Here is a 26796-nt window from a genome sequence, read left to right on the forward strand (position 1 = left end):
TGTAATGGAAAGTGACGCCAGTGTCCGCACGATCGGCGTGGCCGGGGGCCGAGGCACCGTTACACAAGAATGAGCGGGATGTCGGATGCCCCCACGGAATTCCAGAGCGTGGGCATGCCACTGCGGCGGCGCAGCATGAAGGGCATGAGAACTTGCGCATTGCCTGGAGGCCTAAAGGCCTCGCGCGGCGCCGCCGTCCGCGGCTTCAGCGGCGTGCGGCCCAATCGCGCAAGGCGTCCGCCAGCGCCAGCACCGCGGCGCGCTCCTCGTCCTTGCGGCGCACCAGGAAGACGTCGGCCGAGATCCGCGGCGCCTGCGGCTCCTCCACCAGCGGACAGATCGCGACCGATTCCGCGCGCTGCGCCGCGATCGACCCCGGCACCACCGACACCCCCAGCCCCGCGGCCACGAGGTTGAGCACCGCGCTGACCTCCACCACCTGCTGCACGATGCGCGGCTCGAAGCGCGCGAAGATGCAGGCGCCGTGGATCGCATCGACGAACAGCGAGGAGCCGAGGCGGAAGAAGACGAAATCCTCGTCGCGCAGCTCGGCCAGGCGCAATCCCTCGCGCCCGGCCAGCGGATGGCCCGGCGGCAGCACCACCACCGGCGTGTCGCGCCACAGCAGGTCGGATGCGAAGACCGGCGTGTCGGGGATGCCGCGCGAGAAGCACAGGTCGATGCCGCGATCGCCGAGCGCCGTGAACTGGTCGACCGGCGCCATCTCGAGCAGCACCACCTCCACGCGCGGGCGCTGCTGGCGGAAGGCCTGGATGAAGCGCGGCAGCGGTCCGAGGAAATGCGATCCCGTGAGGCCCACCGTGACGCGGCCCTCGAGCCCGCGCGCCACCCGCGCCAGCTGCGCGCGCCCTTCCTCGAGCCGCTCGAGCACCGTCAGCACGTGCGGCAGGAACACCCGGCCCGCCTCGCTGAGCTCCACGCTGCGGCTGGTGCGCACCAGCAGCCGCACGCCGAGCTCCTGCTCGAGGTTGCTCATCTGCTGGCTCAGCGGCGGCTGCGAGATGTGGAGCTTTTCCGCCGCCTTGGTGAAGCTGCGCTCGGCGGCGATGGCGGCGAAGTAGCGGAGTTGGCGAAGTTCCATGGGCGGCGGCGCGCGAGGCGGCCATCTATTCGAAGTCAGTATAGGTAGTTCTCAACTCTGTATTGGACGCTATGGATCGCGCTCGCGACCATGGCGCCACCGAAGCAATTCGGCCGCAGGACCCGCCCACCACAAGACGGCGCGTGTCCGATTCCCGCAAAACCCCAAGACATGACGGAAAGCAGACGATGACCCGATGGATGAAATTCGCCGCGGCGATGCTGTGCGCGAGCGCGCTGCCGGCGCTCGCGCAGCCCTACCCTTCCCGGCCCGTGAGCATCGTGGTGCCGCATGGCGCGGGCGGCGCCAACGACGCCATCGCGCGGCCCTTCTCGCATGCGATCGGCGCCCGGCTCGGCCAGTCGTTCATCGTCGACAACCGCGCGGGCGCGGGCGGCAACATCGGCACCGGCTACGTGGCGCGCGGCACGCCCGACGGCTACACCCTGCTGCTGACGGTGGGCAGCAGCTACACCATCAGTCCCTTCCTGTACAAGGCGGTGCCCTTCGATCCGCTGAAGGACTTCGAGCCCATCGGCATGGTCGCCACCGCGCCCTACGTGCTGGTGGTCAATCCCGCGCTGCCCGTGAAGACGGTGCAGGAGCTCGTGACCCTGGCGCGCAGCCAGCCCGGCGCGCTCCACATGGCCTCGGCCGGCAACGGCAGCCTCGACCACCTGCTCGGCGAGATGTTCAAGTCGGCCGCGGGCGTGGACATGGTGCACGTGCCCTACCGCGGCGCCTCGGCGGCCAACACCGACCTCGTCTCGGGCCAGGTCTCCGTCACCTTCACCAGTTGGCCCAGCGTGATGTCCTTCGTCAACGCGGGCAAGTTGCGGCTGATCGCCGTCGCCTCGCCCGCGCGTTCGCCGCTGCTGCCGAACGTACCCACCATCGCCGAGACGGTGCCGGGCGTGTCGGCCATCTCGTGGTACGGCCTCTTCGCGCCGGCGGCCACCCCGAAGGACGTGAGCGCGAAGCTGCGCACCGAGACGGCGGCGCTGCTCAAGGACAAGGCCTTCCAGGAGACGCTCAAGGCCCAGGGCGCCGAGGCCGCCACCGTGGACACGGCGCGTTTCTCCGAGATCATCCGCACCGACCTCCAGCAATGGGCACGGATCGTGAAGGCGACGGGCGCGCATGTCGACTGATCGCACCAGCACAGCCGCCATGCCGAGCGCACACGACAACTACCAGGGCGTCTGGGGCCACCGGATCGGCTTCGGCCAGCGCGGCGCGCTGCTGCTGATCGATTTCGTCAAGGCCTACACGCTGCCGGGTTCGCCGCTCTACGCCGAGGGCGTGGTGAGCGCGGTGGACCACGGTGCCGAGCTGCTGCGCGCCGCGCGCGCGGCCGGCATGCCGGTTCTCCACACGACCATCGTGCACCAGTCGAAGAGCTTCGCCGACGCGGGCGCCTGGTACCGCAAGTCGCCGGTGCTCGAATGCTTCAAGTCGCGGCCCTTCAACGAGTTCTGCGACGCGGTCGTGCCGCTGGCCGACGAGATCGTGCTCCAGAAGCAGTACGCGAGCGCCTTCTTCGGAACCAGCCTCGCGAGCACCCTGTTCGCGCTGCGCGTCGACACCCTGCTGGTCACCGGCTGCTCCACCAGCGGCTGCGTGCGCGCCACCGCGGTCGACGGCGTGCAGCACGGCTTCAACGTGATGGTGGTGCGCGAAGCCGTCGGCGACCGCCATCCCGATCCGCACGAGGCGAACCTGTTCGACATCGACAGCAAGTACGGCGATGTCGTTTCGAAGGCGCGGACGCTGGAGTTCATCGCGCGCGCCCCTTCCTCCCTTCAGCATGGAGCCTGAGATGAACCCTCTTCGTCGCGCATCGCTGGTCGCGGGCTGCGGCCTGGCGCTCTCGCCCCTGGCTTTCGCTCAGGCCGCGCCGTTTCCGTCGCGCCCCGTACGTCTCGTCGTGCCGGCCGCGCCCGGCGGCAGCGCGGACAAGAATTCGCGCGCGCTCTCCGACAGGCTGTCCGAGCTGTGGAAGCAGCCCGTGATCGTCGACTACAAGCCGGGCGCGAACACGATCATCGGATCGGACCACGTGGCCAGGAGCGCGCCCGATGGCCACACGCTGCTGGTCAACTCGGCAGCGCTGGCGGTGAACCCCGGCATCTATCCGAAGTTGCCCTACGACACGCTGCAGGACCTGGTGGCGGTCACCATGATCAGCACGGCGCCCTTCGCCCTGGTGGTGCATCCGGAGGTACCGGCCCGCGACATCCAGGCCTTTCTCGCGCTCGCGCGCGAGAAGCCCGCGGCGCTGTCCTTCGGCACCGCCGAATCGCGCGCGCTGCTGGCCGGGCACCAGTTCAACCTGGCGGCCGGCACGCGGCTGCAGAGCGTGCCGTTCAAGGGCGCCGGCGCCCTCATGAACGACCTCGTCGCCGGGCATGTGCCGGTGGCCTTCTCGGCGCTGAGCTCGGTGCAGGCGCAGGTGGCCGCGGGGCGCTTGCGCCTGCTGGGCGTGGCCACCCGCGCGCCGTCGCCGCTCGCACCGCAGGCAACCGCGCTCGCCGCCGCGGCCGTGCCGGGCTTCGAGGCCGAGTCCTGGTTCGGCCTGTTCGCGCCGCGGGGCACGCCACCGGCGCTGGCAGCGCGCCTTCGGCAGGACGTGGCCGCGGTGCTGCGCGAGCGCGAGGTGGCGGCGCGCTTCGAGGCCATGGGCGCGCAGCCGGTCGGCGACGAACCGCAGGCCTTCGCCGCGCGCGTGCGCGCCGACGTGGAGATGGCGACCCGGGTCGCGCGCGCCGCCAACATCCAGCCGGAGTAGCGCCGATGCTGTTCATGCTGAAGGTGAAGTACGTGCCGGCCCCGGGCCTCGGCGACGCGCAGGCCGCCGAGCTGCGCCGCCGCCACGACGAAGAGGTCGGCCGACTCGCCGCGCGGGGCACGTTGCTGGGCATCTGGCGCATTGCAGGCACGCGCTCCAACCTGAGCCTCTGGCAGTTCGAGAATGCGCAGGCGCTGCACGACGCCGTGGGCCGGTTGCCGCTGTTCGCCCACCTGGAGATCGAGGCCACGCCGCTCGCCCGGCATCACCTGGGCGGGCTCTGCCGCGTCGACGCGCAGCCGGTGCCGGGGCTTTCCTGAGCGCGCACGAATGCGAGGCCTGCGTTTGCATAATCGCGGCCCCCGCGAGGCGTGCCAAGGTGCCGCCTCGCCGTCCGTCCACCGTCCACAGCCACCCTTGCGATTGCCATGCCCCACCTGATCGTCGAACACACCCGCAACATCCCCGGCTTTGAGGCGCACGCGGCCTTGCGTGCCGTCAATGCGGCACTGGCCGCCTCGGGCCATTTCGAGGAGGCCGACATCAAGAGCCGGGCCCATGCCGTCGACACCTTCGAGATCGGCACCGCGCCCGAGGCGCGCGGCTTCGTGGCCGCGCAGCTGCTGATCCTGTCCGGCCGCCCGGCCGAGGCGAAGCGGCAGTTGTCGCGGCTGGTGCTCGAGACGTTGCGGGCCGCCCTTCCGGCCGAACCGGCGCTGCAGCTCCAGGTGTCGGTGGAGATCGTGGACATCGAGCGCGACAGCTACGCGAAGGCGGTCCTGGGCGGCGCGCGAAGCACCGCCGGATGAAGCGTCGCCCGCGCGCGTTCAGGCGTGCGGATGCATGAAGAACTGCGCGATCAGCGTGGCGCCGAGAAAGGTGCCGGCATTTGCCGCGAACGACGTCACCACGATGCGCCAGCCGAGCCGGCGGAAGGCCGGCACGTCCTTCGCGATCGACAGCCCCGCGAAGGTAATGATCGGGGTGGCGAGCGCGAGGAAGTTGACGCTGCCGGTCAGGTCCGCCACCAGCGCCGCTGCGGGGAACGCCGGCGAGGTCAGGAACATGCCCACCACCGAGACCCAGATCACGGCCGGGACCCGGCGCCGCGTGAGCAGGTACAGGGCATATCCGACCGCCACCGCCGCGACGATCAATCCCATGCCCCCGAGCACCCGCAGGTCGACCGGCGTGCCGAAGCCCAGCCGGTTGGCGCAGACGCCGATCGCTCCCACCAGCAGCCACACCAGCGCCAGCATGCCGAAGCCGAGGCGAAACGGCCGGCTCTCGGCCACGGCCTCGACGGGCTCGTCGATGCTGGCGACGGTGCGCCGCCCGATCAGCGGTTCCAGGTGCCGGTAGGCCCAGATGGTGAACGGCAGCGACAGGTACAGCGTGAAGTAGGTGCCGATGGTGGTCGTGATGAGGTTGCTCGCGCCGGCGAACGCGGCCACCTCCCTGGCCATCTCGGGCGTCTGCTGCGCGGCGATGGAGCCCGCCGCCGCCGCCATCATGCTGCCCGAGCCGACGCCCGCGCCCATGGCGAGCGCCAGCGGATGGAAGACGCCGCTGCTGGCCAGCAGGCCGGCCAGCAGCGCGATGAAGACGGTGCCGAACACGCTGCCCGTGAGGTACTCGGCCAGCACGCCATGGCCCTCGGGCGAGTTCATGCCGAAGCGCTCGCCGATGATCGCCAGGCTCGGTTCGCGGCCCACCGAGAAGGTGGCGCCGATGGCCTGGCGCTTGATGCCCAGCAGCAGCGCCACCGGCAGCCCGAACACGGCCGTGCCGAGGAAGTGGCCGAACTCCTGGAACACCAGCCCGAAGCCGGTCGCGGCGATCTTCGGCAGCGAGCCGCCGACCAGCAGCCCGAGCTTGGCGATGAACAGCAGCAGCGCGGGCTGCAGGATCGCGGCCGCGAGGTGCTGCGCGTCGAGATCGATGCGCGCCGCGGCCGGCAGGCGGCGCGCGAGGAGGCCGAGCGCCGCGCCCATGAGCAGCGCCCACAGCAGCGGCAGCAGCACGATCCTCGCGGGACCGACCGCGATGCTGAAACTGCCGATGAGCTCGGCGACGATCACGATGGCCAAGGCGGCGATCCACATCCTGCAGGCGGTGGACAGCTTGACGGCGGGTGCGTCCATCGAGGACACGGCAGGCACGGACATGGAGGCTTTCGTTGAATGAAGGGGAACGGGGTCCCGCAGGGGAAGGAGGAAACCGGCGGCCGCGCCCTCAGGCAAGGTCCGCGGCCAGCGTTCTCTGGAAGAAGGCGATCTCGCCCGTCGGATCCGGCCCGTAGGCGGGGATCTCCTCGAAGCCCAGCGCGGTGTACAGGCCGATCGCCGCCGCCATGGTCGGGCGGTGCGTGTCGAGCCGCAGCGCCGCATGGCCCGCGGCCTTGGCCTCGGCGATCAGGCGCTCGAGCAGCGCGCGGCCGAGGCCCTGGCCCTGCGCCTCGGGCGCCACGTACATGCGCTTGACCTCCGCGATGCCGCCACCGAGCGGCCGGTAGGCGGCCACGCCCACGATCGCGTCGGGCTGCCGCGCCACCAGCAGCAGGCCCGCGGGGCGCACGTAGGGTCGTGGCAGGGCCTCGAGTTCCTCGTCGAAGCGCTGGTAGGCCAGGTCGAACGCCAGCGCCCGCGCGTAGCGCCGCAGCAGCGCGCGGACCGCGGGCAGGTCCGAGGGCACGGCTTCAGCCAGCGAGTACATGGTCGGGGTACTCGATGCCGTAGTCCTTCGCGCGCCGGACCATCGTGTCTATCGATTCGGGCGAGGCTTCCGCGTGGGCGTCCTGCGCACCGACCGGCTGGCCCACGGAAGCGAGGAAGTCCTCGAGGCCGCCGGGCACCAACAGCGTCAGGAAGCGCGCGGGCTCGCTGCCTTCGTTGCGAAAGCCGTAGGCGCAGCCGGGCGGGAACGAGATGAAGTCGCCGGCCGCGAGTTCGATCGGCGCGCCGTCGACACGCACCGTGAGCCGGCCCGAGAACATCAGGAACGACTCGCTCTCGCGCGAGTGGATGTGCTTCATGGCGCCGTGTCCCGGCGGTGCCACGGTCTCGTAGGCGGCGAAGGCGCCGCCGGTCTGCGGCCGGCGCGCGATCAGGCTGTAGAGGTCGCCACCGAGGGCGAAGCGTTCGCGTTGCTGCACGCGCACGACATGGGGCTGGATCGTTTCCATCAGGGACCTTTCTTGGGTTGGAGTGCATGCATCGCGATGGCCGCCAGCAGGCGCGAGCCGTCGGCGAGCACCGCGTCGTTGAAATCGAAATGCGGGCTGTGCAGCGGCGCGTGCGCCTCGCCCACGCCGAGCCAGAGGTAGGCGCCGGGGCAGCGTTCCAGCATGAAGGAGAAGTCCTCGCCGGCCATGCTCGGCAGGAACTCGGTGCGCACGCGCGCGGCGCCGAGCAGGTCGACGGCGCAGCGCGCGGCCAGCCGGGCCGCGCCGGCGTCGTTGACGGTCGCCGGCACCCGCCGCTCGTAGCGCACCTCGATGTCGACCCCATGGGCCTGCGCGATGCCCGCGGCGACTTCGCGCATCGCGCTCTCGAGCCGGTCGCGGGTCGCGGCGCCGAAGGCGCGGCAGGTGCCCTTGAGCGTGCAGACGTCGGGCAGCACGTTCCAGACATTGCCGGCCAGCACCTGCGTGATGCTCAGGACACCGCGCTGCGCCGGATCGAGGCGCCGGCTGACCACCGTCTGCAGCGACATCGCGAGCGCGCTGCCCGCCAGCACCACGTCGTCGACCCGGTGCGGCATGGCCGCGTGCCCGCCCCTGCCGCGCAGCGTGATCTCGAACACGTCGAAGCTGGCCATCATGGGACCGGGACGCACGGCGACATGGCCCTGCGGCAGCCCTGGCCAGTTGTGCAGGCCGTAGATCGCCTCCATCGGATAGCGTTCGAACAGCCCCTCTTCGACCATCACGCGCCCGCCGCCCTCGTTCTCCTCGGCGGGCTGGAACACCAGGTGCACGCGGCCCGCGAAATCGCGCTCCTGCGCCAGCAGCCGCGCGGCGCCGAGCAGCATCGCCGTGTGGCCGTCGTGGCCGCAGGCATGCATGGTCCCGGCATGGGTCGATGCGTGGTCCGCCCCCGTGCGCTCCTGCACCGGCAGTGCATCCATGTCGGCGCGCAGGCCGACCGCCGGGCCTGGCCGCTGGCCTTCGATGGTGGCGACGATGCCCGTGGTCGCCAGCCCGCGCTCGGGCACGAGGCCGAGCGCGGCCAGCTCGGCCGCCACGTAGTCGGCGGTCTTGCGCTCGCGGAACGCGAGTTCGGGATGGGCGTGCAGCCATCGGCGATGGGTGCACAGCAGCCGGGTCTCCTCGCCCGTGAGTGCTCGCGGCAGGGCGCGTTCGACGACCGTGCTCACCGCGCGCACTCGCCGAAGGCCCGCGCGATCGCGTCCACCGCCGCCTCGATCTGCCGTGGCGACAGCGCGGCGCTCGGCTGGGCACGCAGCCTCGCGTCGTCCTTCGCCACGATCGGGAAGGTCATCGCGGGCACGAAGACGCCGAGCTCGAGCAGCCGTTCGTGGATGGCCCTGGCCCGCGCGGCGTCGCCCACCGGCAGCGGCGTGATGGGACTCGGCGCGTCCTCGACCTCGAAGCCGCGCTCGCGCAGCAGCGCCCGGAAGCTCCGCGTGTTGTTCCACAGTGCATCGAGGTGCTCGGGGTGGTCGCGCAGCTGCCGCAGGGCTTCCAGCGACGCCGCGGCATCGGCGACGCTCATGCCGCTGGTGAAGATGAAGGGCCGCGCCTGGGCGCGCAGCCGGTCGATCGCCTCGCGCGAGCCCGCCACGAAACCGCCGGGCGCGCCCCCGAGCGCCTTGGAGAAGGTGCCCGTGGTGAGGACCGCATCGGGGTCGATGCCGAACAGCGCCGCGCAGCCGGCGCCCCGGGGACCGACGACGCCCGTGGCATGGCTGTCGTCGATCACCAGCAAGGCGCCGTGCGCCTGCGTGGCCGCATGAAGCTGCGCGAGCGGCGCCAGGTGCCCCTCCATGCTGAACACGCCGTCGGTCACCACGATCGCCTTGCCCGCGTAAAAGCGCGTCAGCAGTTGCGACTGCAGGCTTTGCGGACTGCGGTAGTCGTAGACGAAGGCGTCGGCGCGGCTGAGCCGGCAGCCGTCGATGATGCTCGCGTGGTTCATGCGGTCGCTGAAGATCGCGTCGCCCTCGCCGGCGAGCGCCGACAGCACGCCCGCGTTGGCCGCCGAGCAGGAGGCGAACAGCAGCACGGCCTCGGTGCCGAGGAAGTCGGCCAGTTCCGCCTCGAGCCGCGCATGCACCGGGGTGCGCGCGAAGCAGGGGTTGATGCCCGTGCCCACGCCGTGGCGCGACACCGCCTCCTTCACCGCCGCCACCACCGCGGGATGGTTCGCGAGGCCCAGGTAGTCGTTGGCGCCGAGCATCAGCAGTTCGCGGCCGTCCATCCGCACGCGGCCTGCCTGCGGCGCATCGAGCACCGCCGTCGCGGAGCCGGACTTCATGCGCCCACCCGCGGCAGGCAGCGGTGCACCAGGGCCGTCCAGTAGCTCAGGCCCAGCGACACGATGTCGTCGTTGAAATCGAACTTCGCGCTGTGCAGCGTGCAGCCGCCGACACCAGGGCCGTTGCCGATCCAGACGTAGCAGCCCTGCTTCACGGACAGCATGTGCGCGAAGTCCTCGCAGCCCATGCTCGGCGCGAGGCCGGTCAGCGTGCGCTCGGCGCCGACGACGTCCGCGGCGGCCAGCGCCGCCACCCGGGCCGGGTCCGGGCTGTTGATGGTCGCCGGACATTTGCGCTCGTAGCGCAAGGTGCCCTTCAAGCCGTGCGCGGCGCAGATGCCGTCCACGAGGCGGCGCAGGCGCTGCTCGACGACCTCGCTCATTGCCGGGTTGAAATAGCGGCAGGTGCCGTGCAGCGCCGCGATCGACGGCACCACGTTCGAGGTGTTGCCCGCGTGCACCTTGGTGATGCTCAGCACCACGGCCTCGGCCGGGTCGGCCGCGCGGCTCACCACCGTCTGGATCGCCGTGATCAGTTCGCCGGCGGCCACGATCGGGTCGTCGCCCTGCTGCGGCATCGCCGCGTGCGCGCCGCGGCCTTCGATCTCGATGTCGAACAGGTCGATCGCCGCCATCACGGGGCCGGCATGGACCGCGAACTTCCCGACGTCGAGGCCGGGCCAGTTGTGCATGCCGTAGACGGCTTCCACGGGATAGGTCTCGAACAGCCCCTCCTCGACCATCACGCGCCCGCCGCCCTCGTTCTCCTCGGCCGGCTGGAACACGAAGTAGACGGTGCCGTCGAAGTCGCCCGCGGCCGCGAGGTGGCGCGCCGCGCCCAGCAGCATGGTGGCGTGGCCATCGTGTCCGCAGGCATGCATCACGCCCGAATGCGTGGAGCAGTGGGCGAAGTCGTTCTTCTCGACGATGGGCAGCGCATCCATGTCGGCGCGCAGCGCGATCGCCCGCCCCGACGTGCCGCGGCGCAGCACCGCCACGATGCCCGTGCGGGCGATCCCCCGATGGACTTCGAGTCCGTATTCCGCTAATTTCGCCGCGATCAGGTCGGAGGTGCGGTTCTCCTTGAACGCCATCTCGGGATGGGCATGGATGTCGCGCCGGACGGCGACGAGTTCATCGAGCCAGGCGGTGGGCAGGTCAACAACTTGCATGGGGCTTGCTTTCGTCAGTGATCAACAGGTGGATCGACTCTAGGCAGGCAGCCATGAACGGTCTTGTACGAATGTCGCAGCGCGCCCTCGCCAGGGCCTGAAGAAAGGAACCGCAGGTGCGAGCGAGGATCAGCTACAGCCTGGCGCCCGACCTTCCCGCGTTGGAGCTGGTCTGCGCCGACTACGAAGCGCAGCGCTTCCGCTCGCATTGGCATGCCGGCTTCACCATCGGCGCCGTGACACGCCATGCGCAGGGCTTTCGCTGCGAAGGCGTCGAATGGACCGCGGGCGCGGACGAGCTCATCGTGCTGAACCCGATGCAGGTCCACGACGGCTATTCGCTGGGAACCGGCTGGTCGACGCGCATGGTCTACCTGCCCGAGCAAACCTTCGCGCACATGCTCGGCGCCGAAGCGGGCGCTGCCGGAACCATCGGCCGCTTCGAGCGGCCCGTGCTGCGCGACGCGGCACTCCATGCGCTGTTCGTCGCCTGGCACCGCGCCATGGATGGCGCCTGCGGCGTGGCCGAGAATGCGTTGACGCGCTCGCTGTTCCGGCGCCTGGGCCTCGCGCTCACGGCATCCGCGCACGCCTCGCCGACCGCGCACGACGCGGCCCGCAGCGAGCGCCTGGGCGCACGCGCCGGCGAGGGCAGCCGCGCGGCGGACGAACGCGCCGCGCCAGCGAGCCGATCGACCGCCTGGCGCCGATCGAAGCGCGAGCTGGGCCTCGCGCCGAAGGTCCTCACGAGCCAGCTGCGGCTGATCGCGGCCAAGCGGATGCTGGCGGAAGGTGCGTCGGTGGTCGACGCCGCGCTGGAATGCGGCTACCACGACCAGAGCCATTTCTCCCGCGAATTCGCCGCGGCCTACGGCATCACCGCGGGCCAGTTCCGGCGGGTGCAGCAGGACCGGCAGCGCGGTTGAGCGGCGGGTCGCGGCGCGGACTCTCCTGCGCGCCTCAGCCCCGATCGCGCTCCTCGTAGTTGACCAGCCGCGGCAGGTTGCGCACCGACACCGTGCCGTACTGCGCATGCACCAGCCCTTCGGACTCGAGCTGCCTGAGCGCGGTGCTCACGCCCTTGCGCGACATGCCGATCATCTCGCCGAGCTCGGTGTGGGAAAGATGCAGCGCCGGCCCGAGGCGCGGCGACAGGATCGGGTTGTAGAGCGTGCCGATGCAGCGCGCGACCCGCGCGACCGGGTCGCTCAAGCGATCGATCTCCATCAGGCCGATGTACTGCGCGAGGCGTTCGTTGAGCCGCGCGATCACCGCGTGGTTGAACTCGATGCTGACGTCGAGCAGCCAGCGGAAGGTCGAGCCCGGCACATGGATCACGCGGGTCGGCCGCATCGCGAGGATGTCGTAGCGCCGCAGCTCGCGCTTGATGACGGAGCCTTCGCCGATCCAGCTGCCCTCCGGCACGCCGGTGAACATGACGACCTTGCCGGTGCGGTAGACCGCGCTGATCCTCAGCAGCCCTTCGGCGACGCCGATCCACGAGTGCGCGGGCTCGCCCTTGCGCGCGACCACCTCGCCTTCGCGGAAATAGCTCTCGTGGGCATCGGAAAGAATGCGCTCCCTGGCCTCCTGCGGCAGCGACTGCATCCAGTCCGCCGCCTCGAGCGCGTCGCGCAGCGTCAACGTGGAGCGATTCCTGGAGGCTTCGGAGTGCACGGCGGCGATGAGCGGAGGATGGGGCTGCAGGGAGCGAAGGCCGGCCGCCGGCGTCGCCGAAGCCCTCCCTCGCCGCGCCATCATCTGCGCCGCCATGGCGGCGTGCCTTAGGTATTTCCACCGAGCCCGAATGTGCCGCCGGGCACATTCTTGCGCGCGGGCGCTTCGCACAATGCCGCCGGACTTTTCTTCCAACGACAACCAGGAGAGAGACGATGGCATCCAGGACAGGCAAGACGGCACTGCTCGGCATGGGACTCGCGGCGCTGCTCGCGGGCTGTGGAGGCGGAGGTGGCGGCGGCGGTGGGTTCCTCCCGCTGGTCCTGCCACCGGCGCCGCCCCCCGCACCGCCCTCGGCGCCACCGCCGCCGCCCCCAGCCCGCACGGCGCAGGCCCTGTGCGACCTGCTGGCCGGCAAGACCATCGACGGCGCCGTGGTGCAGAAAGCCGCCGTGGTCGCCGCCGCGGATGGCGTGCCGGCCTACTGCCAGGTCCAGGCCCTGATGTCGCCCAAGCTCAACCTCGCGCTGCGCCTGCCCGAAGGCTGGAACGGCAAGCTGGTCTACAGCGGCGGCGGCTACAACGGCGAGGTGCCGGCCGCGAACACGGCGGCGCTGTCGATGGGCTTCGCCAACGTGAGCAGCGATTCGGGCCACCAGGGCAGCGGCGTGGATGCGAGCTGGGCCCTGAACGATCCGTATGCTGCCCAGCTGTTCGGCAGCCTGTCGGTGCCCACGGTGATGGCGCCCGCGCTGCAGATGCTGACCGTGGCCTACGGCAACGCGCCCGCGCGCTCCTACTTCGAGGGCTGCTCCAACGGCGGGCGCGAGGCGCTGATGAACGCGCAGCGCTATCCGAACCTGTTCGACGGCATCATCGCGCGCACGCCGGCCTACAACTGGGTCGGCTTCATGGGCCATTTCAACCGCACCGCGAAGGCGATCGCGGCCCCGGGCGGACTGCTGAGCGCCGCGAAGATCTCGACGCTGGCCGCCGCGGTGCGCGGCGCCTGCGATGCCAACGACGGCATCGTCGACGGCGTGGTGTCGAACCCCTCGTGCAGCTTCGACCCGGCCGTGCTGCGCTGCGCGGGCGGTGGCGACACCGGCGACAGCTGCCTGTCCGATGCGCAGCTCGCCGTCGTGAGTTCGTGGACCTCGCCCGCGGTCTGGGCCGGCGGCGCCTACCGCAACGCGGGCTGGCCGCTCTCGGGCAACGAGGACGACGTGGGCGCCTGGCCCGCCTGGGTGACGGGCATCGCCGGCCCGAAGACGGCGGCGCAATACCTGTTCCAGGACACGACGGTGAAGACCTACCTGGCGCGCGACCTCGCCGCGGACTCGCTGGCCTATGCGCCCTACGAGCAGGATCCGCAGGCGCTGTTCGGCCTCGAGGCCCTCAACAGCGCCACCAGCACCGACCTGCGCCCCTACTTCGGCAGCAGCGGCAAACTGATCCTGTGGCACGGCGGGAACGACTCGGCGCTCAGCGTCAACACGACCACCGAGTACTTCCAGAACCTCAAGACGACGCTCGGCGCGGCCACCGTGGAAGCCAACGTGCGCTACTACGTCGCGCCCGGCGTGAACCACTGCGCCGGCGGCCCCGGCGCCGACACCACGAACCTGCTGGCGGCGCTCGACACCTGGGTCGGCGAAGGCAAGGCGCCCGAGACCCTGGTCGCGGCGAAGATCGACGCCGGCAAGACCAGCTTCAGCCGCCCGCTGTGCCGCCATCCGCAGTACCCGCGCTACACCGGACCCGCGGGCGACGCGGCGGCCGCGAAGCTCGCGGCCAGCTACACCTGCACCACGCCCTGAGGCGGCGGCGCGGCGCCTGACCGGGCCCGGTCAGGCGGGCGGCAACTCCAGGTCATGCACGATCTGCCCCGCCCCCATCGTGTTCACCGCCTCGGCCGGCACCTCCATCAGCACGCGGCTGCGCTCGCCCGTGAAATGGATGGTGATGTGCTGCACCGGCCGCTTGCGCCGGTCGTGCAGCAGCCGCACCAGGCGCACCAGCGGCGCGCCGAGGTCCACGCGCAGGAGGCCGGCGAGCACGGGGTCGGCCGCGACGGCGGTCACCTCCTGGATCACGCGGCCGAACTTGATGCCCTCGGCCATCAGGATCTCGAACAGCGCGCGCTTCTGCAACTCGGTGGCGGTCACGTTGCGCCCCACCTCCTGCGGCACCCAGGCATCGGTGACCATCATCGGCGTGCCGTGCGCCGAACGCAGCCGCACCGCATGAACCGCGGCGGCGCCCGCCTCCAGCTGCAACTGCTGCGCCACGGTCGGTGGCGCGAGCGCCGTCTCGACCTTGAGCACGGTCACCTCGGTCTCGCGCGCCTGCCGGCCCAGCGATTCGATCAGGCCGAACGAAGGCTGGGGCCGCTGCGCGCGCGGCACGGCGCGCACGAAGGTGCCGCGGCCCGGCCGCTTCTCGACCAGCCCCAGATGCTCCAGGTCCGACACCGCGCGCCGCACCGTGATGCGCGAGACGTCGAACTGGGCGCACAGCGCGTCCTCGGCCGGAATCAGGTCGCCCACGCCATAGGCGCCCTGGGCGATCTGGTCGCGCAGCACCATGAAGAGCTGCCGGTGCAGCGCGGTGCCGGGTTCGCGGCGCAGTTGGGAAGGGTTCGGTGTGTCCATGGAGAGCAGTGCTTCGGCGGCGCGGGCCGCCCGCGCGTTCGGCCGATTGTGCCCGCCCATTCAGGCATACCCTAACAACGTCGAAAGGTTATAGCATTATGATGTCATCACTAAATCACTTCGATGCCTTCGCTCCATGACCACCGCCCACGACCTGCGCCAGTTGCTCTCCCGCCCAGAACTCGTCGTCGCCCCCGGCGCCTATGACGGCATGACCGCCAAGATGGTCGAGGCGGCCGGCTTCGCCTGCGTCTACATGACCGGCGCCGGCGCTTCGGCGGCGCGCGGCTTTCCCGACTACGGCCTGCTGTCGATGAACGAGATGGCCGAGGCCGCGGGCGTGCTCGCGCGCTCGGTCGGCGTGCCGGTCATCGCCGATGCCGACACCGGCTACGGCAACGAGCTCAACGTGACGCGCACCGTGCGCGAGTACGAGATGCGCGGCGTGGCCGGGCTGCACATCGAGGACCAGGTCGCGCCCAAGCGCTGCGGCCACCTCGACGGCAAGGAGGTGATCCCGCGCGACCAGTTCGTCGCCAAGATCCGCGCCGCCCTCGCCGCCCGGCGCGACCCGGCCTTCCTGGTGATCGCGCGCACCGATGCGCGCGCGATGCTCGGGCTCGACGAGGCGGTGGAACGCGCCCGCGAGGCGCTGGCCGCCGGCGCCGACATGGTGTTCGTCGAGGCCGCGCAGTCGATGGAGGAACTGGCCGCGATCCCGCGGCGCGTCGAGGGCCCATGCCTGCTCAACATCGTGCGCGGCGGCAAGACGCCCGACCTGGACCTGGCGACGGCGCAGCGGATGGGCTATCGCCTCGCGATCCTGCCGAGCCTGCTGATCGGCGCCGCGGCCTCGGCCTGCGAGCAGGCGCTGTCGGCCCTGCGCAGCACGGGCCAGCCGCCGAGTTCGGCCCATGCGCCCGGCGTGGCCGAGCGTTTCCGGCGCCTGGGCGCCGCGGAATGGGATGCGCTGCGCACGCGCTTCCAGGCGGCGGAATGATGGCCATGGATGCAACGCAAACCACCGCGCCGCGCACGCTGTTCGACAAGATCTGGGACGCGCACGTGGTCCAGCCCCTGCCCGACGGCTGGGACCTGCTGCACATCGACCGCCACCTGCTGCACGACCTGTCGGGCACCGCCGGGCTGCGCGAGCTGGCCGAGCGCGGCCTGCCGGTGCGCAATCCCGAGCTGGCCTTCGCCACGCCCGACCATGCCGTCTCGAGCGCGCCGGGTCGCACCGGCCAGAGCTTCGCGGGCGGCGTGCATCTGTACCAGGGCCTCAAGCTGCTGACGCGCGGCGCCGGCATCCGCCTGTTCGACCTGGGGCAGCCGGGCCAGGGCATCGTGCATGTGATGGGGCCGGAACTCGGCATCGTGCAGCCCGGCATGACGCTGATCTGCGGCGACAGCCACACCTGCACCAACGGCGCCCTCGGCGCGATCGCCTTCGGCGTGGGTTCGTCCGAGGTCACGCATGCGCTCGCGAGCCAGACGCTGGTGCTGCGCCGGCCTCGCACGCTGCGCGTGCACTTCGACGGACTGCCTGGTGCAGGCGTGGGCGCCAAGGACCTCGCGCTCGCGATGATCGCGCGGCTCGGTGCCAGCGCGGGCACGGGCTTCGCGGTCGAGTACGCCGGCGAGGCCGTGCGCGCGATGGAGATCGAGCAGCGCATGACGCTGTGCAACCTCTCGATCGAGCTGGGTGCGCGCATCGGCATGGTGGCGCCCGACGCGAAGACCGAGGCCTATCTGCGCGGCCGCGACTTCGCGCCGCCCGAGGCATGCTTCGCCGAAGCGGCTGCGTATTGGCGCGGCCTCCCGAGCGACCCCGGCGCGGTCTACGCGCGCGAAGCACGGATCGACGCGAGCGCCGTGGCGCCCACGCTGACCTGGGGCACGAGCCCGGAGCATGCGATCGCGATCGACGCGCGCATTCCTGATCCCGCCGACGCGGCGGATGCCTCGCAGCGCCAGGCCTGGCAGGGCGCGCTCGACTACATGGGGCTCGCGGCCGGCGCGCCGTTGCAGGGCCAGCGCGTGGACCGCGTGTTCATCGGCTCGTGCACCAACTCGCGGCTGTCGGACCTGCGCGAGGCCGCGACGCTGCTGCGCGGCCGCCGCGTGGCCTCGCATGTACGGGCCTGGGTGGTGCCGGGCTCGGAGAACGTCAAGCGCGCGGCCGAGCGCGAAGGCCTGGACCGGCTGTTCCGCGAAGCCGGCTTCGACTGGCGCGAGCCCGGTTGCAGCATGTGCGTGGCCGCCAACGGCGAGCAGGCCGCACCGGGCGAGCGCGTGGTCTCGACCTCGAACCGCAACTTCGTCGGCCGCCAGGGCCCGGGCGCGCGCACCCACCTCGCCAGCCCGGCCAGCGCCGTCGCGGCCGCGCTGGCCGGCGCCATCGCCGATCCACGGAGCCTCTGAACATGCAGGCCTTCACCCTCCTGCGCGGCGCCGCGGCGCCGCTTTCCATCGACAACGTCGACACCGACCTGATCGTGCGCATCGAGCGTCTCACCAGTCTCGCGCGCGGCGAACTCGGCCCGTGGGCCTTCGAGGCGCTGCGCTTTCGCGCCGACGGCAGCGAAGACCCGGACTTCGTGCTCAACCAGCCGCGCTGGCGCGAGGCACCGATCCTGGTGGCCGGCCGCAACTTCGGCTGCGGCTCGTCGCGCGAAGGCGCCGTGTGGGCGCTGCTCGCGCGCGGCATCCGCTGCGTGATCGCCGAGAGCTTCGGCGACATCTTCCACGCCAACTGCTTCCAGAACGGCGTGCTGCCGATCCGCCTCGCACCGGCCGAACTCGCGCGGGCCCATTCGGCCTGCGGCGCCGAAGGGCCGTGGCAGGTCGACCTGCGCACGCAGCGCATCGCGCTGCCCGACGGCACCGAGTTGCCCTTCGAGGTCGATCCGCTGCGCCGCGAGGCCCTGCTCGAAGGGCTCGACGACATCGGCCGCACGCTCAAGCTGCGCGGCGCCGTCGATGCCTGGCAGGCGCGCGACCGCGCGGCCCGCCCCTGGGCCTGGCCGGCGGCTGCCGCGCCGCAATCCTGATCACCGGAGACCGCCTTTCATGTTCGACACATCCCTTCGCTCGCTGGCGCGCCGCTGGCTGCCCGCGCTCTGCGCGGCCTGCGGCCTCGGCGCCGCCACGGTCCAGGCCCAGACCGCCTGGGCGCCGCAACGCCCGGTCACGCTGGTCGTGCCCTACAACCCCGGCGGCGGCACCGACGCCACCGCGCGCGCCGTCGCGAGCCGGCTGTCGGTGCTGTGGAAGCAGCCGGTGCTGGTCGAGAACCTCGGCGGTGCCGACGGCCTGATCGGCACCCGGCGCGTGATCGAGGCCGCGCCCGACGGCTACACGCTGCTGTTCCAGGTGCCCTCGCTGCTGCTGATGAAGTACCAGCGCAGCCTCAAGGCCATCGATCCCGTGACCCGGCTCACGCCCGTGACCGCGGTGGCGACCTCGCCGACCGCGCTGGTGATGACGGCCACGCTGCCCTTCAAGACCCTGCCCGAGCTCATCGCCCATTGCCGCACCAAGCCCTGCAACGCGGGCAGCGGCGAGAACAGCTCCAAGGTGCGGGCGCAGAAGTTCGCGGCCGATTACCAGCTGCGTGACCTCGCGGTCGTCAACTACAAGGGCACCTCGCCGATCGTGGGCGACCTGGTCTCGGGCAACCTCACGATGGCCTTCACCGGCATCACGGCCGCGATGCCGCTGCACAAGGCCGGGCGCGTGCGCATCCTCGTGACCAACGGCGAGCAGCGTGCGCAGGCCCTGCCCGAGGTGCCGACCAGCCTCGAGGCCGGCTGGCCCGACTCCTATTCGGTGACCTGGTACGGCATGTTCGCACCCAAGGGAACGCCGCCCGCGATCGCGCGCGCCATCGCCGATGCCACGCGCGAAGCCGGCAAGGACGCCCATGTGCGCGAGGCGCTGGCGGTCGCGGGCGCGGAGCCGGCCTTCACGAGTCCGGCCGCCTTCGAGACCATGATCCGCGAGGACGATGCACGCCTCGCTGCGCTGGTCAAGCGCTTCCCGCTCGAGGATTGATGCGATGCGAGTCATGGGCGAACAGCTCGGCGTGCCCTGCACCGTGCTGCGCGGCGGCACCAGCAAGGGCCTCTACTTCAACGCCGCCGACCTGCCGCCCGCGGGCGCGCGGCGCGACCGCCTGCTGATGGCGCTGCTCGGCGCGCACGACCTGCTGCAGATCGATGGCCTCGGCGGTTCGCGGCTGGTGACGGCCAAGCTCGCGATCGTCGGGCCGCCCACGCATCCCGAGGCCGACGTGGACTACACCTACGGCATCGTGCCGCCCGGCGAGGGCCGCGTGGTCTTCACGAGCAACTGCGGCAACATCTCGGCGGGCGTGGGACCGTTCGCGATCGATGCCGGGCTGGCGCGCGCCGAAGGCCCCGTGGCGCGCGTGCGCATCCACAACACGAACACCGGCAAGCTGCTGGTGGCGCATGTGCCCGTGGCCGATGGCCATGCGTGCGTGCGCGGCGACTTCGCGATTCCCGGCGTGCCCGGCACCGGCGCGCGGATCTTCATGGACTACCGCGCCACCATCGGCGCCAAAACCGGCCGCGGCATGCCCACGGGCCATGCGCGCGACGAGATCGCGCTCGACGACGGGCGGCGCTTCGAGGTCAGCCTCTGCGACGTCGGCAATCCCTGCGTCTTCGTCGCGGCCGATGCCCTGGGCCTGTCGGGCACCGAGCTGCCAGACGCGATCGATGCCGATGCCGCTTTGCTGTCGACCTTGAAGGCGCTGCGTGCGCGCGCGGCCGTCCTGCTCGGCCTGTGCGACCACTGGCGCGAGGCCGACAGCGTGTCGCCGGCGCTGCCGCTGGTCGTGATCGTAGCGCCGCCCACCGCCTATGCCGATGCGCAGGGCCGCGCCGTGGCGGCCGCGCAGGTCGACCTGTGCGCGCGGCTGGTGTTCTACGGCCGCTGCCACGAAAGCATGGCGGGCACCGGCGCGATCTGTACCGCCGCTTGCGCGAGCGTCGAAGGCTCGGTGGTGCATGCGGCGGCGCGCGGCGCCGGCGACCGCGTCGTGCCCGACAGCCTGCACATCGGCCATCCGCTCGGCGCGATGCGCGTCGACGTGCGGGGGCGCTGCGAGGCCTCGCGGCCGCTGGCCTTCGAGGCGCTGGGTTTCGCGCGGACGGCACGCCGGCTGATGGACGGCACGGCCTGGGTGCCGCGGTCGGTGCTGGACCCGGCCTGAGCCCTCGTCGATCCCAACATTCCAAAGGAGACTTCATGCATCCCGATTCCTCCCGCCGCCGCTTCCTCGGGCAGTGCGCGGCCGCGGCCACCGCCGCTTCGCTCGCCCCCTCCTTCGCATGGGCGCAAGGCGACGGCTATCCCTCGCGCCCGATCCGCATCGTCGTCGGCTACCCACCCGGGCAGACCGTGGACACCGGCGCGCGCGCCCTGTCGATCGCGCTCACCGAGATCCTCGGCAAGCCGGTGTTCGTCGACAACAAGGCCGGCGCCAACGGCATCCTCGGCGCGCAGGACGTGCGCAACGCGGCGCCCGACGGCTACACGCTGCTGCTGGGCACCTCGGGCCAGCTGGCGATCAATCCCTCGATCTACGCCAAGCCCGGCTACGACCCGGTCAAGGACTTCGCACCCGTCATGCTCAACGGCGTGGGCCGGCTCTACGTGGTGGTGCCGGCGGCCTCGCCCTTCCACACGCTGGCCGACCTCGTGGCCTATGCCAAGGCCCATCCGGGCAAGCTCAACTACGGTTCGGGCGGGCGCGGCATCACGGCCAACCTCGCGATGGAGATGCTCAAGAAGGCGGCCGGCGCCGACATCGTGCACGTGCCCTACAAGGGCTCGTCGGCCGCGCTCACCGACCTGATCGGCAGCCAGATCGACGTGATGATGGACGCCGGCGGGCTGGTGCTGCCGCAGGTGCGCCAGGGCAAGCTCAAGGTGCTGGGCGTGTCGAGCAAGGGCCGCTACAAGGAACTGCCGCAGGTTCCCACCATCGCCGAGCAGGGCTATCCGGGCTTCGAGGTCGCGTCGTGGACCGCCGTGCTGGCCCCGGCCGCCACGCCGCCCGCCGTGGTCGAGAAGCTCAACAAGGCACTGCTGCAGGCGCAGCGTCGCCCCGACGTGATCCGTTCGGCCGAGACCTCGGGCAGCGAGCTCGAGGGCGGATCGCCCGAGCAGCTCAAGGCCTTCCTGGTCGCCGAGAACCGCAAGTGGGGCGAGGCCGCGCGCGCCGCTGGTGTCACGCCGGAGTAAGCCATGGCGCATGACGACTCCCGCACCTTCGGCGAGCAGCAGGGCGTGCCCTGCGTGCTGATGCGCGGCGGCACCAGCAAGGCGCTGTTCTTCCACCTGCGCCACGTGCCGCCGCCGGGCCCGGCGCGCGACGCCTTCCTCAAGCGCGCCATGGGCACGCCCGACCCGCTGCAGATCGACGGCATGGGCGGCTCGCGGCTGGTCACCTCCAAGGTGGCGCTGATCGGTCCGTCGACGCGGCCCGACGCCGATGTCGACTACACCTTCGCGCAGTGCGACGTGGAGCGCGACCTGATCGGCTACGACGCCAACTGCGGCAACATCTCCTCGGCCGTGGGGCCGTTCGCGGTCGACGAAGGGCTGGTCGAGGCGGTCGAGCCGCTGAGCGTGGTGCGCATCCACAACACGAACACCGGCACCGTGCTGGTCGCGCGCGTGCAGGTGCGCAACGGCAAGGCCCGCGTGACGGGCGACTGCGCCATCGCGGGCGTGCCGGGCACCGGGGCCGAGATCCTCATGGACTACACCGACACGCTCGGTGCCAAGACGGGCCGCCTGTTGCCGACGGGCCAGCCGGTCGATGCGATCGCGCTGGAGGACGGCCGCGAGGTTCGGGTCTCGATCGTCGATGCGGCCACGCCCTGCGTCTTCATCGCGGCCGAGTCGCTGGGCCTGAACGGCGACGAAATGCCGCCCGCGATCGGCGGCGACCGCGCGCTGATCGAGACCATCGGCGAGATCCAGGCCAGGGCCGGCGAACGCATCGGGCTCTACGCGCATTGGCGCGACGTGCATCTGCCGGGCCTGCCGCTGGCCGTGATCGTGGCGCCGCCCAAGAGCGAGGACAGCGATCTGCGCGCACGCCTCGTGTTCCTCGGCAAGTGCCACGACAGCATGGCGGGCACGGGGTCGATCTGCACCGCGGCGGCCTCGCGCATTCCGGGCACGCTGGTCCATGCGGCCGCGGGCGACCGGCTGCGCGGCGAGGTGCTGCGCATCGGGCATCCGCTGGGCGTGATGGCGGTCAAGGTGGCGACGCGGCCCGGCGCGGAGCTGCCGCGGTTCACCGCGCTGGGTCTTCAGCGCACGGCGCGGCGGTTGATGGAGGGCCTGGTCTACGTGCCGATCGACACGGCGTAGACAAAGCGCTCAGGCGCCGTCCGGCACCTGCGCGAAGCCCGCGTGCTCGCGCGCATACCGCGTCGGCGGCAGTCCGACGTGCCGCGCGAACGCAGTGCTGAAGGTGTTCGCGGCGTTGTAGCCCACGCGCTGTGCGATCTCGGCCACGCTGCCCGCGTTGCGCCGCAGCAGGTCCTTCGCGAGCGCCATGCGCCAGGCCAGCAGGTATTCCATCGGCGCCACGCCGACCGTGCGGCCGAAGCGCTCGAAGAAGGTCGAGCGCGAGAGCGCGGCCTCGTGCGCGAGCTCGGCCACGGTCCAGTCATGCGCCGGTCGTTCGTGCATTGCGCGGATCGCGGCCGCGAGGCGCGGCTCGGCGAGGCCGCGCGCCAGTCCCGACGAGGCGTTGGTTTCGCCGGTGGCGCGCAGCGCCTCGATCAGCAGCAGTTCCAGCAGCCGCGCCAACACGAGCTCGCGCGCGGGACGCTGCGCGCGCGACTCCTCGCGCACGAACTGCACCAGCATCGCGAGCCGCTCCTCGCCGCGCACGTGCACGAAGCGCGGCAACAGCGACACCAGCAGCGAGGCATCGGGCGAATCGAAGCTGCAGTGGCCCGCGAGCATGCGCAGGTCGATCGCGCCTCGTGCATCGCCCACCCTGAACTCGCCGTTGCCCAGCGGCACCGGCGGCGCGGTGCGCGCGCCCGGCGGTGGCGGTTCGAGGCTGGAGAGCGCGATGTGCCGGGCCGCGGGCACCAGCACGAAGTCGCCCGATTGCAGCTCGATCGCTTCGCCCCCGTCGACCGCGAGGCGGCAGCCGCCCTCGAGGATCACGCAATAGAAGGGTTCGCCCGCATCGGAGCGCGCGATGCGCCAGGGGCTGGCGCCGAACACACGCTTGGAGAAGCGTGCGCTCGGCCGCAGCAGCATGACCACTTCGGCCAGGGGATCCACCATGTTCGGACGATTCCTGATGAGACTCGGACTCGGGATCGTAGCAAGTCCGGCCCCGGCGACCTATCGTCAGGCATCGATCACTCCCTTTCTCATCAAGGATCTCCATGACCCGGACCGTTCTCATCACCGGCTGCTCCTCGGGCTTCGGCCTCGAAACCGCGCGCTATTTCCTCGACCGCGACTGGCAGGTCGTCGCCACCATGCGCACCCCGCGCACCGACCTGCTGCCCGCATCGCCGCGCCTGCGCGTGCTCGCGCTCGACGTCACCGATCCACGGAGCATCGAGCATGCCGTGGAAGCGGCCGGCCCCATCGACGTGCTCGTCAACAACGCGGGCTTCGGCGCGGCCTCGCCGGCCGAACTCACGCCGCTGGCCACCGTGCGCCAGCTCTTCGAGACCAACACCTTCGGCACCCTCGCGCTGATGCAGGCGGTGCTGCCCCAGTTCCGGCAACGCCGCGCGGGCGTGGTGGTCAACGTCACCTCGAGCGTGACGCTGAAGGCGCTGCCGCTGATCGCGGCCTACCGCGCGAGCAAGATGGCGGTCCATGCCTTCACCGAGTCGATGGCGCTCGAGCTCGAGCCGCTGGGCGTGCGGCTGCGGCTGGTACTGCCGGGCCGCTCGCCCGAAACGCGCTTCGGCGACAACGCGCGGCCGAACATGGCGGGCTTCGACCACGAGGACTATGCGGGGCTCGCGCAGAAGGTCTTTGCGGAGTTCCACAACACGTCGGCCCCGACCACCCACGCGCTCGACGTCGCCGAAGCCGTGTGGCACGCGGCCACCGACCCCGCCGCGCCGATGCGCATACCGGCCGGCGCCGATGCCCTCGCCTGGGCCGCCGAGGCGCGTTGAACCCCATACCCGTTCGACCCGAAGGCCGATTCGCGCGACATCGCGGATGCGGCTGCTATCCTCGGCGCGCTCGATGCGCACGGCATCGAGACGCGCCGAGGACGACTTCGGCGTTGACGCACATTGAGGGACGGCCCTGCAACCTTGTCGAGGTGTTGCCATGGCCGAGCTTCTTCGGGTCCTGCGGACCATTCATCGAGCGCTGCGCGCGCAGCCGATACCGAATCCCTTCCTCCTGCATCGCATCGAAGCGATGCCGGGCCTCCTGCGGCTCGGTTATCGCCTGCGCCCTTCGCCGGCGCCCGTTCATCGGCGAGGTGCCCGGTGATGGGCGCGGGCGGCTGGATGGGCTTCGTGCTCGCGGCGGGGATCGGCTACGCCGCGTGGGCCGCACGGCGACAGGGCTGCGAAGCGCGCGATGTCAGGGCGCTGCGGGTCAGCAGCGGGCTCTGTGCGCTCGGTGGGGCTGCCGTCGTCGCACTGGAGCTCCTGCTGCCATCGGGCTGAACCACGGCTGCGGCTTGCAGTTCGAGTCGGTGACCGGCGGAAAGACCGGCGCGACGCGACTCCCGATGTCGAAGACGAGACAAGTTCCGTCAGCTCGCCGAGGGCGCCGGCGGACAGGGCTGCGGTGCATCCTTGGCGCGCACCTCGAGGAAGACCGCGTCGGGTGGCCCGGCCCTGCCGTTCCGGTTGATGCCCTGCACGTAGAGCAGGTGCTTGCCCGGCAGGAAGGCCGAGGTGTCGATCACGCCCGAGACCGTCACCTTGGGCCCCGCGCCGAAGGCGGTGTCGGCGGTGGCGCTCAGCGAAATCGCCTTGGCGGTGCTGTCCCAGGGCACGGTGTTGATGTAGGCGTTGGCGGCCTGGATGGGCTGCGGGTCGTGCCGGGTGATCGGCTGTGTACTGTGGAGATACCGATCGTCGTCGATCGTCGCCGTGAGCGTGACCGACTCGCCCTGCTTGACAGCGGTGGCGGAGAGCTTGAGGTCCGCCGCATCAGGCCCGAGCGGAAGCTGGTACGGTGCTTTCAGCGTGCGGGCCGCATAACGCAAGGACGCCATGTTCTTCGGGAGGATTCCGTTTTCGAAGTCTTCGCAGAGTTCGTAGAAGGAGGTCCCCAGCTCGATCATGAACGAAGGCGCACCGAGTTCGCCATAGAAGGTGTCGGCGGTCGTGCCATCGGTGTCGTAGAAGAGGGTCTGATCGGCCGCATATCCGTTGTACCAGGCGAGGCGCTGCGCGAAGGCCGACAAGCCGTCGTCGTTCGCGGTCCTCGAGTGTCCGCCCAAGGCGTCGGGCCGGAAGCCCCAGGGCCATAGGACCAGCTCCCCAAAACTGTGGATGTCGATGTACAGACCTTCGTAGTCGCCAGGTGCGCCGGTCACGAAATCGTTGGGCGCGGTCGTTCGCCTGTCGCTCAGAAGGCCGCCCGCGAAATTGCCGTCCTGTTGGCGCGTACCCGCCACGTACTTCACGATGGCCGCCGTTTCGGGTTCGGAGCCCGCGGACTTGCCCCGGTAGTTCAGTTCGCATGCATCGCCGCTCGATCCCACGCCTTTCGAGCCGTTCCAGCTGAACGGGAAATTCCGGTTCAGGTCAACACCGGATTCGATGGGCCCGATGTAGGGAGCCAACAGCTCGTCGTCGGGCGACTTGCAGTAGGCGTCCTCCAGATTGACGTTCTTGCGCCATCCCGACCCGAAGCCTTGTGCCACTGTCTGCTCCGCAAGCTTCCGGCCATCGGGATTCGCATGCAGGATGAAGTGGAACTCGTTGTGATCGAGCAGCCAGGTGGCCGTGGGATCGGTGCCGTGGTTCTTCACCAGCCATTCGGCGAAACGCGTGGAGAATTCAGCCGGCGTGTACTCACGCGCATGGATCGACGAGGTCGTGACCATGCGCGGCACGTTCTTGTCCCGGATGCGATCCTGGTTGCCGATGACGACGGCACGCAGCGGGTTGGCTTCGCTGTCGGGCAGCAGGTCGAAGTCGATCGTGCTCAGCACGCTCTGCGGCAGGTACTTGATCAGCAGGTTGCGAAACGAGAGCAGCTGTGTCTGCACCCAGGTCTGGCCCACGGGCGCGACGCGGACCAGCTTCGGATACCGAGCGGCCAGCGCATCGATGTCGAGATTGGCCTGCTCGACGGTGCGATAGCACGCGGATTTGCCGTCGAACAGCGGATCGCCGGGTTTCTCCAGCGCCGAGGTCTTCTGCGAGGTCTGCGGCGTTCCCGGGATGTTCTGCTTGGGCAGCTGTTGTCGCCCGCGCTGAAAGCCACGGATCTTCTCGGAGCGCTCGGCATCGATCTCGACCGCATACCCCATGCGTCGCAAGCGCTCCACGCCTCGCGCGTCGAGTTCCGTCGCAATGGTCTTGCCGGCCTTGTCGACCCGCATGTGATCGATCCAGCGCGACAGCCGCTGGATGTCTTCGCGCGTCGCGTACGACACGCGCACCGACCAGATGCGGCCCTGCTCGAGCTGCGCTGGCGGTGCACCGGCGGGGTTCGCCGTGGCTTGCGCGGTCGCGAGGGGCGCGAGGGCCGCGAGTTGCGCGAGCACGATCAGGCCGGTGATCGCGAGACGAAGACGCGTGGGCCGCGGCGCGGCGTGAAGACCAGCTCTCATGGGGGTTGTGTCCTGTGCTGCGTAAGTTTGGATGCGAGGGTCAGCGTGTCTGTCCGGGCGCGG

The 26796-nt window shown here is 71.0% G+C and carries 27 protein-coding genes; 16 read left to right on the forward strand and 11 right to left on the reverse strand.

Going from position 1 to position 26796, the window contains the following annotated elements:
* Positions 1–205: 205 nt before the first annotated feature.
* Positions 206–1102 (reverse strand): LysR family transcriptional regulator, encoded by an 897-nt coding sequence (locus INQ48_31275; GenBank protein ID QRF62047.1) that lies wholly within the window; start codon positions 1100–1102, stop codon positions 206–208.
* Positions 1103–1290: 188 nt separating this feature from the next.
* Here INQ48_31275 and INQ48_31280 point away from each other — a divergent pair, with 188 nt between their 5' ends.
* From INQ48_31280 to INQ48_31300, 5 genes are all read left to right on the forward strand, one after another.
* The gene (locus INQ48_31280) at positions 1291–2253 is read left to right on the forward strand and encodes a tripartite tricarboxylate transporter substrate binding protein (protein ID QRF62048.1); all 963 of its coding nucleotides are present in this window, start codon (positions 1291–1293) and stop codon (positions 2251–2253) included.
* Between the two features lie 19 nt (positions 2254–2272).
* Positions 2273–2920 (forward strand): isochorismatase family protein, encoded by a 648-nt coding sequence (locus tag INQ48_31285; protein ID QRF62049.1) that lies wholly within the window; start codon positions 2273–2275, stop codon positions 2918–2920.
* Position 2921: 1 nt separating this feature from the next.
* Positions 2922–3890 (forward strand): tripartite tricarboxylate transporter substrate binding protein, encoded by a 969-nt coding sequence (locus tag INQ48_31290; GenBank protein QRF62050.1) that lies wholly within the window; start codon positions 2922–2924, stop codon positions 3888–3890.
* Positions 3891–3895: 5 nt separating this feature from the next.
* Positions 3896–4210: a muconolactone Delta-isomerase family protein gene (locus INQ48_31295; protein QRF62051.1), complete on the forward strand. Its 315-nt coding sequence runs from the start codon at positions 3896–3898 to the stop codon at positions 4208–4210.
* 108 nt (positions 4211–4318) lie between these two features.
* Complete coding sequence (locus INQ48_31300) at positions 4319–4699, forward strand: 5-carboxymethyl-2-hydroxymuconate Delta-isomerase (protein QRF62052.1); 381 nt, start codon at positions 4319–4321, stop codon at positions 4697–4699.
* Positions 4700–4717: 18 nt separating this feature from the next.
* Here the strand turns inward: INQ48_31300 and INQ48_31305 are convergent, their stop codons facing one another.
* From INQ48_31305 to INQ48_31330, 6 genes are all read right to left on the reverse strand, one after another.
* Positions 4718–6058, reverse strand: coding sequence for a DUF3100 domain-containing protein (locus tag INQ48_31305; GenBank protein ID QRF62053.1), 1341 nt, complete (start codon positions 6056–6058; stop codon positions 4718–4720).
* A gap of 67 nt (positions 6059–6125) precedes the next feature.
* The gene (locus INQ48_31310; protein QRF62054.1) at positions 6126–6605 is read right to left on the reverse strand and encodes a GNAT family N-acetyltransferase; all 480 of its coding nucleotides are present in this window, start codon (positions 6603–6605) and stop codon (positions 6126–6128) included.
* The gene (locus INQ48_31315; GenBank protein QRF62055.1) at positions 6589–7074 is read right to left on the reverse strand and encodes a cupin domain-containing protein; all 486 of its coding nucleotides are present in this window, start codon (positions 7072–7074) and stop codon (positions 6589–6591) included. The genes INQ48_31310 and INQ48_31315 overlap by 17 nt, the downstream gene beginning before the upstream one ends.
* Positions 7074–8243, reverse strand: a complete 1170-nt coding sequence (locus tag INQ48_31320) for an amidohydrolase (protein ID QRF63028.1) — start codon at positions 8241–8243, stop codon at positions 7074–7076. Before INQ48_31320 ends, INQ48_31315 begins: the two co-directional genes overlap by 1 nt.
* A 20-nt stretch (positions 8244–8263) precedes the next feature.
* Positions 8264–9388, reverse strand: coding sequence for an aminotransferase class I/II-fold pyridoxal phosphate-dependent enzyme (locus INQ48_31325; protein ID QRF62056.1), 1125 nt, complete (start codon positions 9386–9388; stop codon positions 8264–8266).
* The gene (locus INQ48_31330) at positions 9385–10560 is read right to left on the reverse strand and encodes an amidohydrolase (protein QRF62057.1); all 1176 of its coding nucleotides are present in this window, start codon (positions 10558–10560) and stop codon (positions 9385–9387) included. The genes INQ48_31325 and INQ48_31330 overlap by 4 nt, the downstream gene beginning before the upstream one ends.
* Positions 10561–10676: 116 nt before the next feature.
* On the opposite strand from INQ48_31330, the gene INQ48_31335 reads away from it, so the two are divergent.
* Positions 10677–11486, forward strand: coding sequence for an AraC family transcriptional regulator (locus INQ48_31335; GenBank protein ID QRF62058.1), 810 nt, complete (start codon positions 10677–10679; stop codon positions 11484–11486).
* Positions 11487–11520: 34 nt separating this feature from the next.
* Here the strand turns inward: INQ48_31335 and INQ48_31340 are convergent, their stop codons facing one another.
* Positions 11521–12204 (reverse strand): Crp/Fnr family transcriptional regulator, encoded by a 684-nt coding sequence (locus INQ48_31340; protein ID QRF62059.1) that lies wholly within the window; start codon positions 12202–12204, stop codon positions 11521–11523.
* A 248-nt stretch (positions 12205–12452) separates the two neighbouring features.
* Here INQ48_31340 and INQ48_31345 point away from each other — a divergent pair, with 248 nt between their 5' ends.
* Positions 12453–14057 (forward strand): tannase/feruloyl esterase family alpha/beta hydrolase, encoded by a 1605-nt coding sequence (locus INQ48_31345; protein ID QRF62060.1) that lies wholly within the window; start codon positions 12453–12455, stop codon positions 14055–14057.
* 30 nt (positions 14058–14087) lie between these two features.
* On the opposite strand, the gene INQ48_31350 is transcribed toward INQ48_31345, so the two are convergent.
* The gene (locus INQ48_31350) at positions 14088–14891 is read right to left on the reverse strand and encodes a GntR family transcriptional regulator (GenBank protein QRF62061.1); all 804 of its coding nucleotides are present in this window, start codon (positions 14889–14891) and stop codon (positions 14088–14090) included.
* A gap of 136 nt (positions 14892–15027) precedes the next feature.
* Between INQ48_31350 and INQ48_31355 the strand changes: the two genes are divergently transcribed.
* The 7 genes from INQ48_31355 to INQ48_31385 are packed head-to-tail and all read left to right on the forward strand — an operon-like array spanning position 15028 to position 22307.
* Positions 15028–15891, forward strand: a complete 864-nt coding sequence (locus tag INQ48_31355) for an isocitrate lyase/PEP mutase family protein (GenBank protein QRF62062.1) — start codon at positions 15028–15030, stop codon at positions 15889–15891.
* A 5-nt stretch (positions 15892–15896) separates the two neighbouring features.
* Positions 15897–17315, forward strand: coding sequence for a 3-isopropylmalate dehydratase large subunit (locus tag INQ48_31360; protein QRF62063.1), 1419 nt, complete (start codon positions 15897–15899; stop codon positions 17313–17315).
* A 2-nt stretch (positions 17316–17317) separates the two neighbouring features.
* A complete protein-coding gene (gene leuD, locus INQ48_31365; GenBank protein ID QRF62064.1) occupies positions 17318–17944 on the forward strand; it encodes a 3-isopropylmalate dehydratase small subunit in 627 nt (208 codons plus the stop codon).
* Between the two features lie 19 nt (positions 17945–17963).
* A complete protein-coding gene (locus tag INQ48_31370; GenBank protein QRF62065.1) occupies positions 17964–18947 on the forward strand; it encodes a tripartite tricarboxylate transporter substrate binding protein in 984 nt (327 codons plus the stop codon).
* Between the two features lie 4 nt (positions 18948–18951).
* A complete protein-coding gene (locus tag INQ48_31375) occupies positions 18952–20133 on the forward strand; it encodes a PrpF protein (protein ID QRF62066.1) in 1182 nt (393 codons plus the stop codon).
* A gap of 35 nt (positions 20134–20168) precedes the next feature.
* Positions 20169–21167, forward strand: coding sequence for a tripartite tricarboxylate transporter substrate binding protein (locus INQ48_31380; protein ID QRF62067.1), 999 nt, complete (start codon positions 20169–20171; stop codon positions 21165–21167).
* A 60-nt stretch (positions 21168–21227) separates the two neighbouring features.
* Positions 21228–22307, forward strand: a complete 1080-nt coding sequence (locus INQ48_31385; protein ID QRF63029.1) for a proline racemase family protein — start codon at positions 21228–21230, stop codon at positions 22305–22307.
* 9 nt (positions 22308–22316) lie between these two features.
* Here INQ48_31385 and INQ48_31390 read toward each other — a convergent pair whose 3' ends face one another.
* Entirely contained in the window at positions 22317–23243 is a 927-nt protein-coding gene (locus INQ48_31390) for an AraC family transcriptional regulator (GenBank protein QRF62068.1), read from the reverse strand.
* A gap of 104 nt (positions 23244–23347) precedes the next feature.
* Here INQ48_31390 and INQ48_31395 point away from each other — a divergent pair, with 104 nt between their 5' ends.
* Both INQ48_31395 and INQ48_31400 read left to right on the forward strand, forming a co-directional pair.
* Positions 23348–24100 (forward strand): SDR family oxidoreductase, encoded by a 753-nt coding sequence (locus tag INQ48_31395; protein QRF62069.1) that lies wholly within the window; start codon positions 23348–23350, stop codon positions 24098–24100.
* A 327-nt stretch (positions 24101–24427) separates the two neighbouring features.
* Complete coding sequence (locus INQ48_31400) at positions 24428–24607, forward strand: hypothetical protein (GenBank protein QRF62070.1); 180 nt, start codon at positions 24428–24430, stop codon at positions 24605–24607.
* Between the two features lie 89 nt (positions 24608–24696).
* Here INQ48_31400 and INQ48_31405 read toward each other — a convergent pair whose 3' ends face one another.
* The gene (locus tag INQ48_31405; protein QRF62071.1) at positions 24697–26667 is read right to left on the reverse strand and encodes a hypothetical protein; all 1971 of its coding nucleotides are present in this window, start codon (positions 26665–26667) and stop codon (positions 24697–24699) included.
* Positions 26668–26796 lie beyond the last annotated feature (129 nt).

Source organism: Variovorax paradoxus (assembly GCA_016806145.1).
Taxonomy (GTDB): domain Bacteria; phylum Pseudomonadota; class Gammaproteobacteria; order Burkholderiales; family Burkholderiaceae_C; genus Variovorax.

Bases quoted from the DNA above. Each gene is read 5' to 3' on its own strand.
- INQ48_31360 (QRF62063.1), top strand. From the start codon at position 15,897: ATGGATGCAACGCAAACCACCGCGCCGCGCACGCTGTTCGACAAGATC.
- INQ48_31280 (QRF62048.1), top strand. From the start codon at position 1,291: ATGACCCGATGGATGAAATTCGCCGCGGCGATGCTGTGCGCGAGCGCG.
- INQ48_31355 (QRF62062.1), top strand. From the start codon at position 15,028: ATGACCACCGCCCACGACCTGCGCCAGTTGCTCTCCCGCCCAGAACTC.
- INQ48_31390 (QRF62068.1), bottom strand. From the start codon at position 23,243: ATGGTGGATCCCCTGGCCGAAGTGGTCATGCTGCTGCGGCCGAGCGCA.
- INQ48_31290 (QRF62050.1), top strand. From the start codon at position 2,922: ATGAACCCTCTTCGTCGCGCATCGCTGGTCGCGGGCTGCGGCCTGGCG.
- INQ48_31380 (QRF62067.1), top strand. From the start codon at position 20,169: ATGCATCCCGATTCCTCCCGCCGCCGCTTCCTCGGGCAGTGCGCGGCC.
- INQ48_31275 (QRF62047.1), bottom strand. From the start codon at position 1,102: ATGGAACTTCGCCAACTCCGCTACTTCGCCGCCATCGCCGCCGAGCGC.
- INQ48_31295 (QRF62051.1), top strand. From the start codon at position 3,896: ATGCTGTTCATGCTGAAGGTGAAGTACGTGCCGGCCCCGGGCCTCGGC.
- INQ48_31385 (QRF63029.1), top strand. From the start codon at position 21,228: ATGCGCGGCGGCACCAGCAAGGCGCTGTTCTTCCACCTGCGCCACGTG.
- INQ48_31310 (QRF62054.1), bottom strand. From the start codon at position 6,605: ATGTACTCGCTGGCTGAAGCCGTGCCCTCGGACCTGCCCGCGGTCCGC.
- INQ48_31375 (QRF62066.1), top strand. From the start codon at position 18,952: ATGCGAGTCATGGGCGAACAGCTCGGCGTGCCCTGCACCGTGCTGCGC.
- INQ48_31325 (QRF62056.1), bottom strand. From the start codon at position 9,388: ATGAAGTCCGGCTCCGCGACGGCGGTGCTCGATGCGCCGCAGGCAGGC.
- INQ48_31350 (QRF62061.1), bottom strand. From the start codon at position 14,891: ATGGACACACCGAACCCTTCCCAACTGCGCCGCGAACCCGGCACCGCG.
- leuD (QRF62064.1), top strand. From the start codon at position 17,318: ATGCAGGCCTTCACCCTCCTGCGCGGCGCCGCGGCGCCGCTTTCCATC.
- INQ48_31300 (QRF62052.1), top strand. From the start codon at position 4,319: ATGCCCCACCTGATCGTCGAACACACCCGCAACATCCCCGGCTTTGAG.
- INQ48_31370 (QRF62065.1), top strand. From the start codon at position 17,964: ATGTTCGACACATCCCTTCGCTCGCTGGCGCGCCGCTGGCTGCCCGCG.
- INQ48_31395 (QRF62069.1), top strand. From the start codon at position 23,348: ATGACCCGGACCGTTCTCATCACCGGCTGCTCCTCGGGCTTCGGCCTC.
- INQ48_31285 (QRF62049.1), top strand. From the start codon at position 2,273: ATGCCGAGCGCACACGACAACTACCAGGGCGTCTGGGGCCACCGGATC.
- INQ48_31305 (QRF62053.1), bottom strand. From the start codon at position 6,058: ATGTCCGTGCCTGCCGTGTCCTCGATGGACGCACCCGCCGTCAAGCTG.
- INQ48_31400 (QRF62070.1), top strand. From the start codon at position 24,428: ATGGGCGCGGGCGGCTGGATGGGCTTCGTGCTCGCGGCGGGGATCGGC.
- INQ48_31345 (QRF62060.1), top strand. From the start codon at position 12,453: ATGGCATCCAGGACAGGCAAGACGGCACTGCTCGGCATGGGACTCGCG.
- INQ48_31315 (QRF62055.1), bottom strand. From the start codon at position 7,074: ATGGAAACGATCCAGCCCCATGTCGTGCGCGTGCAGCAACGCGAACGC.
- INQ48_31330 (QRF62057.1), bottom strand. From the start codon at position 10,560: ATGCAAGTTGTTGACCTGCCCACCGCCTGGCTCGATGAACTCGTCGCC.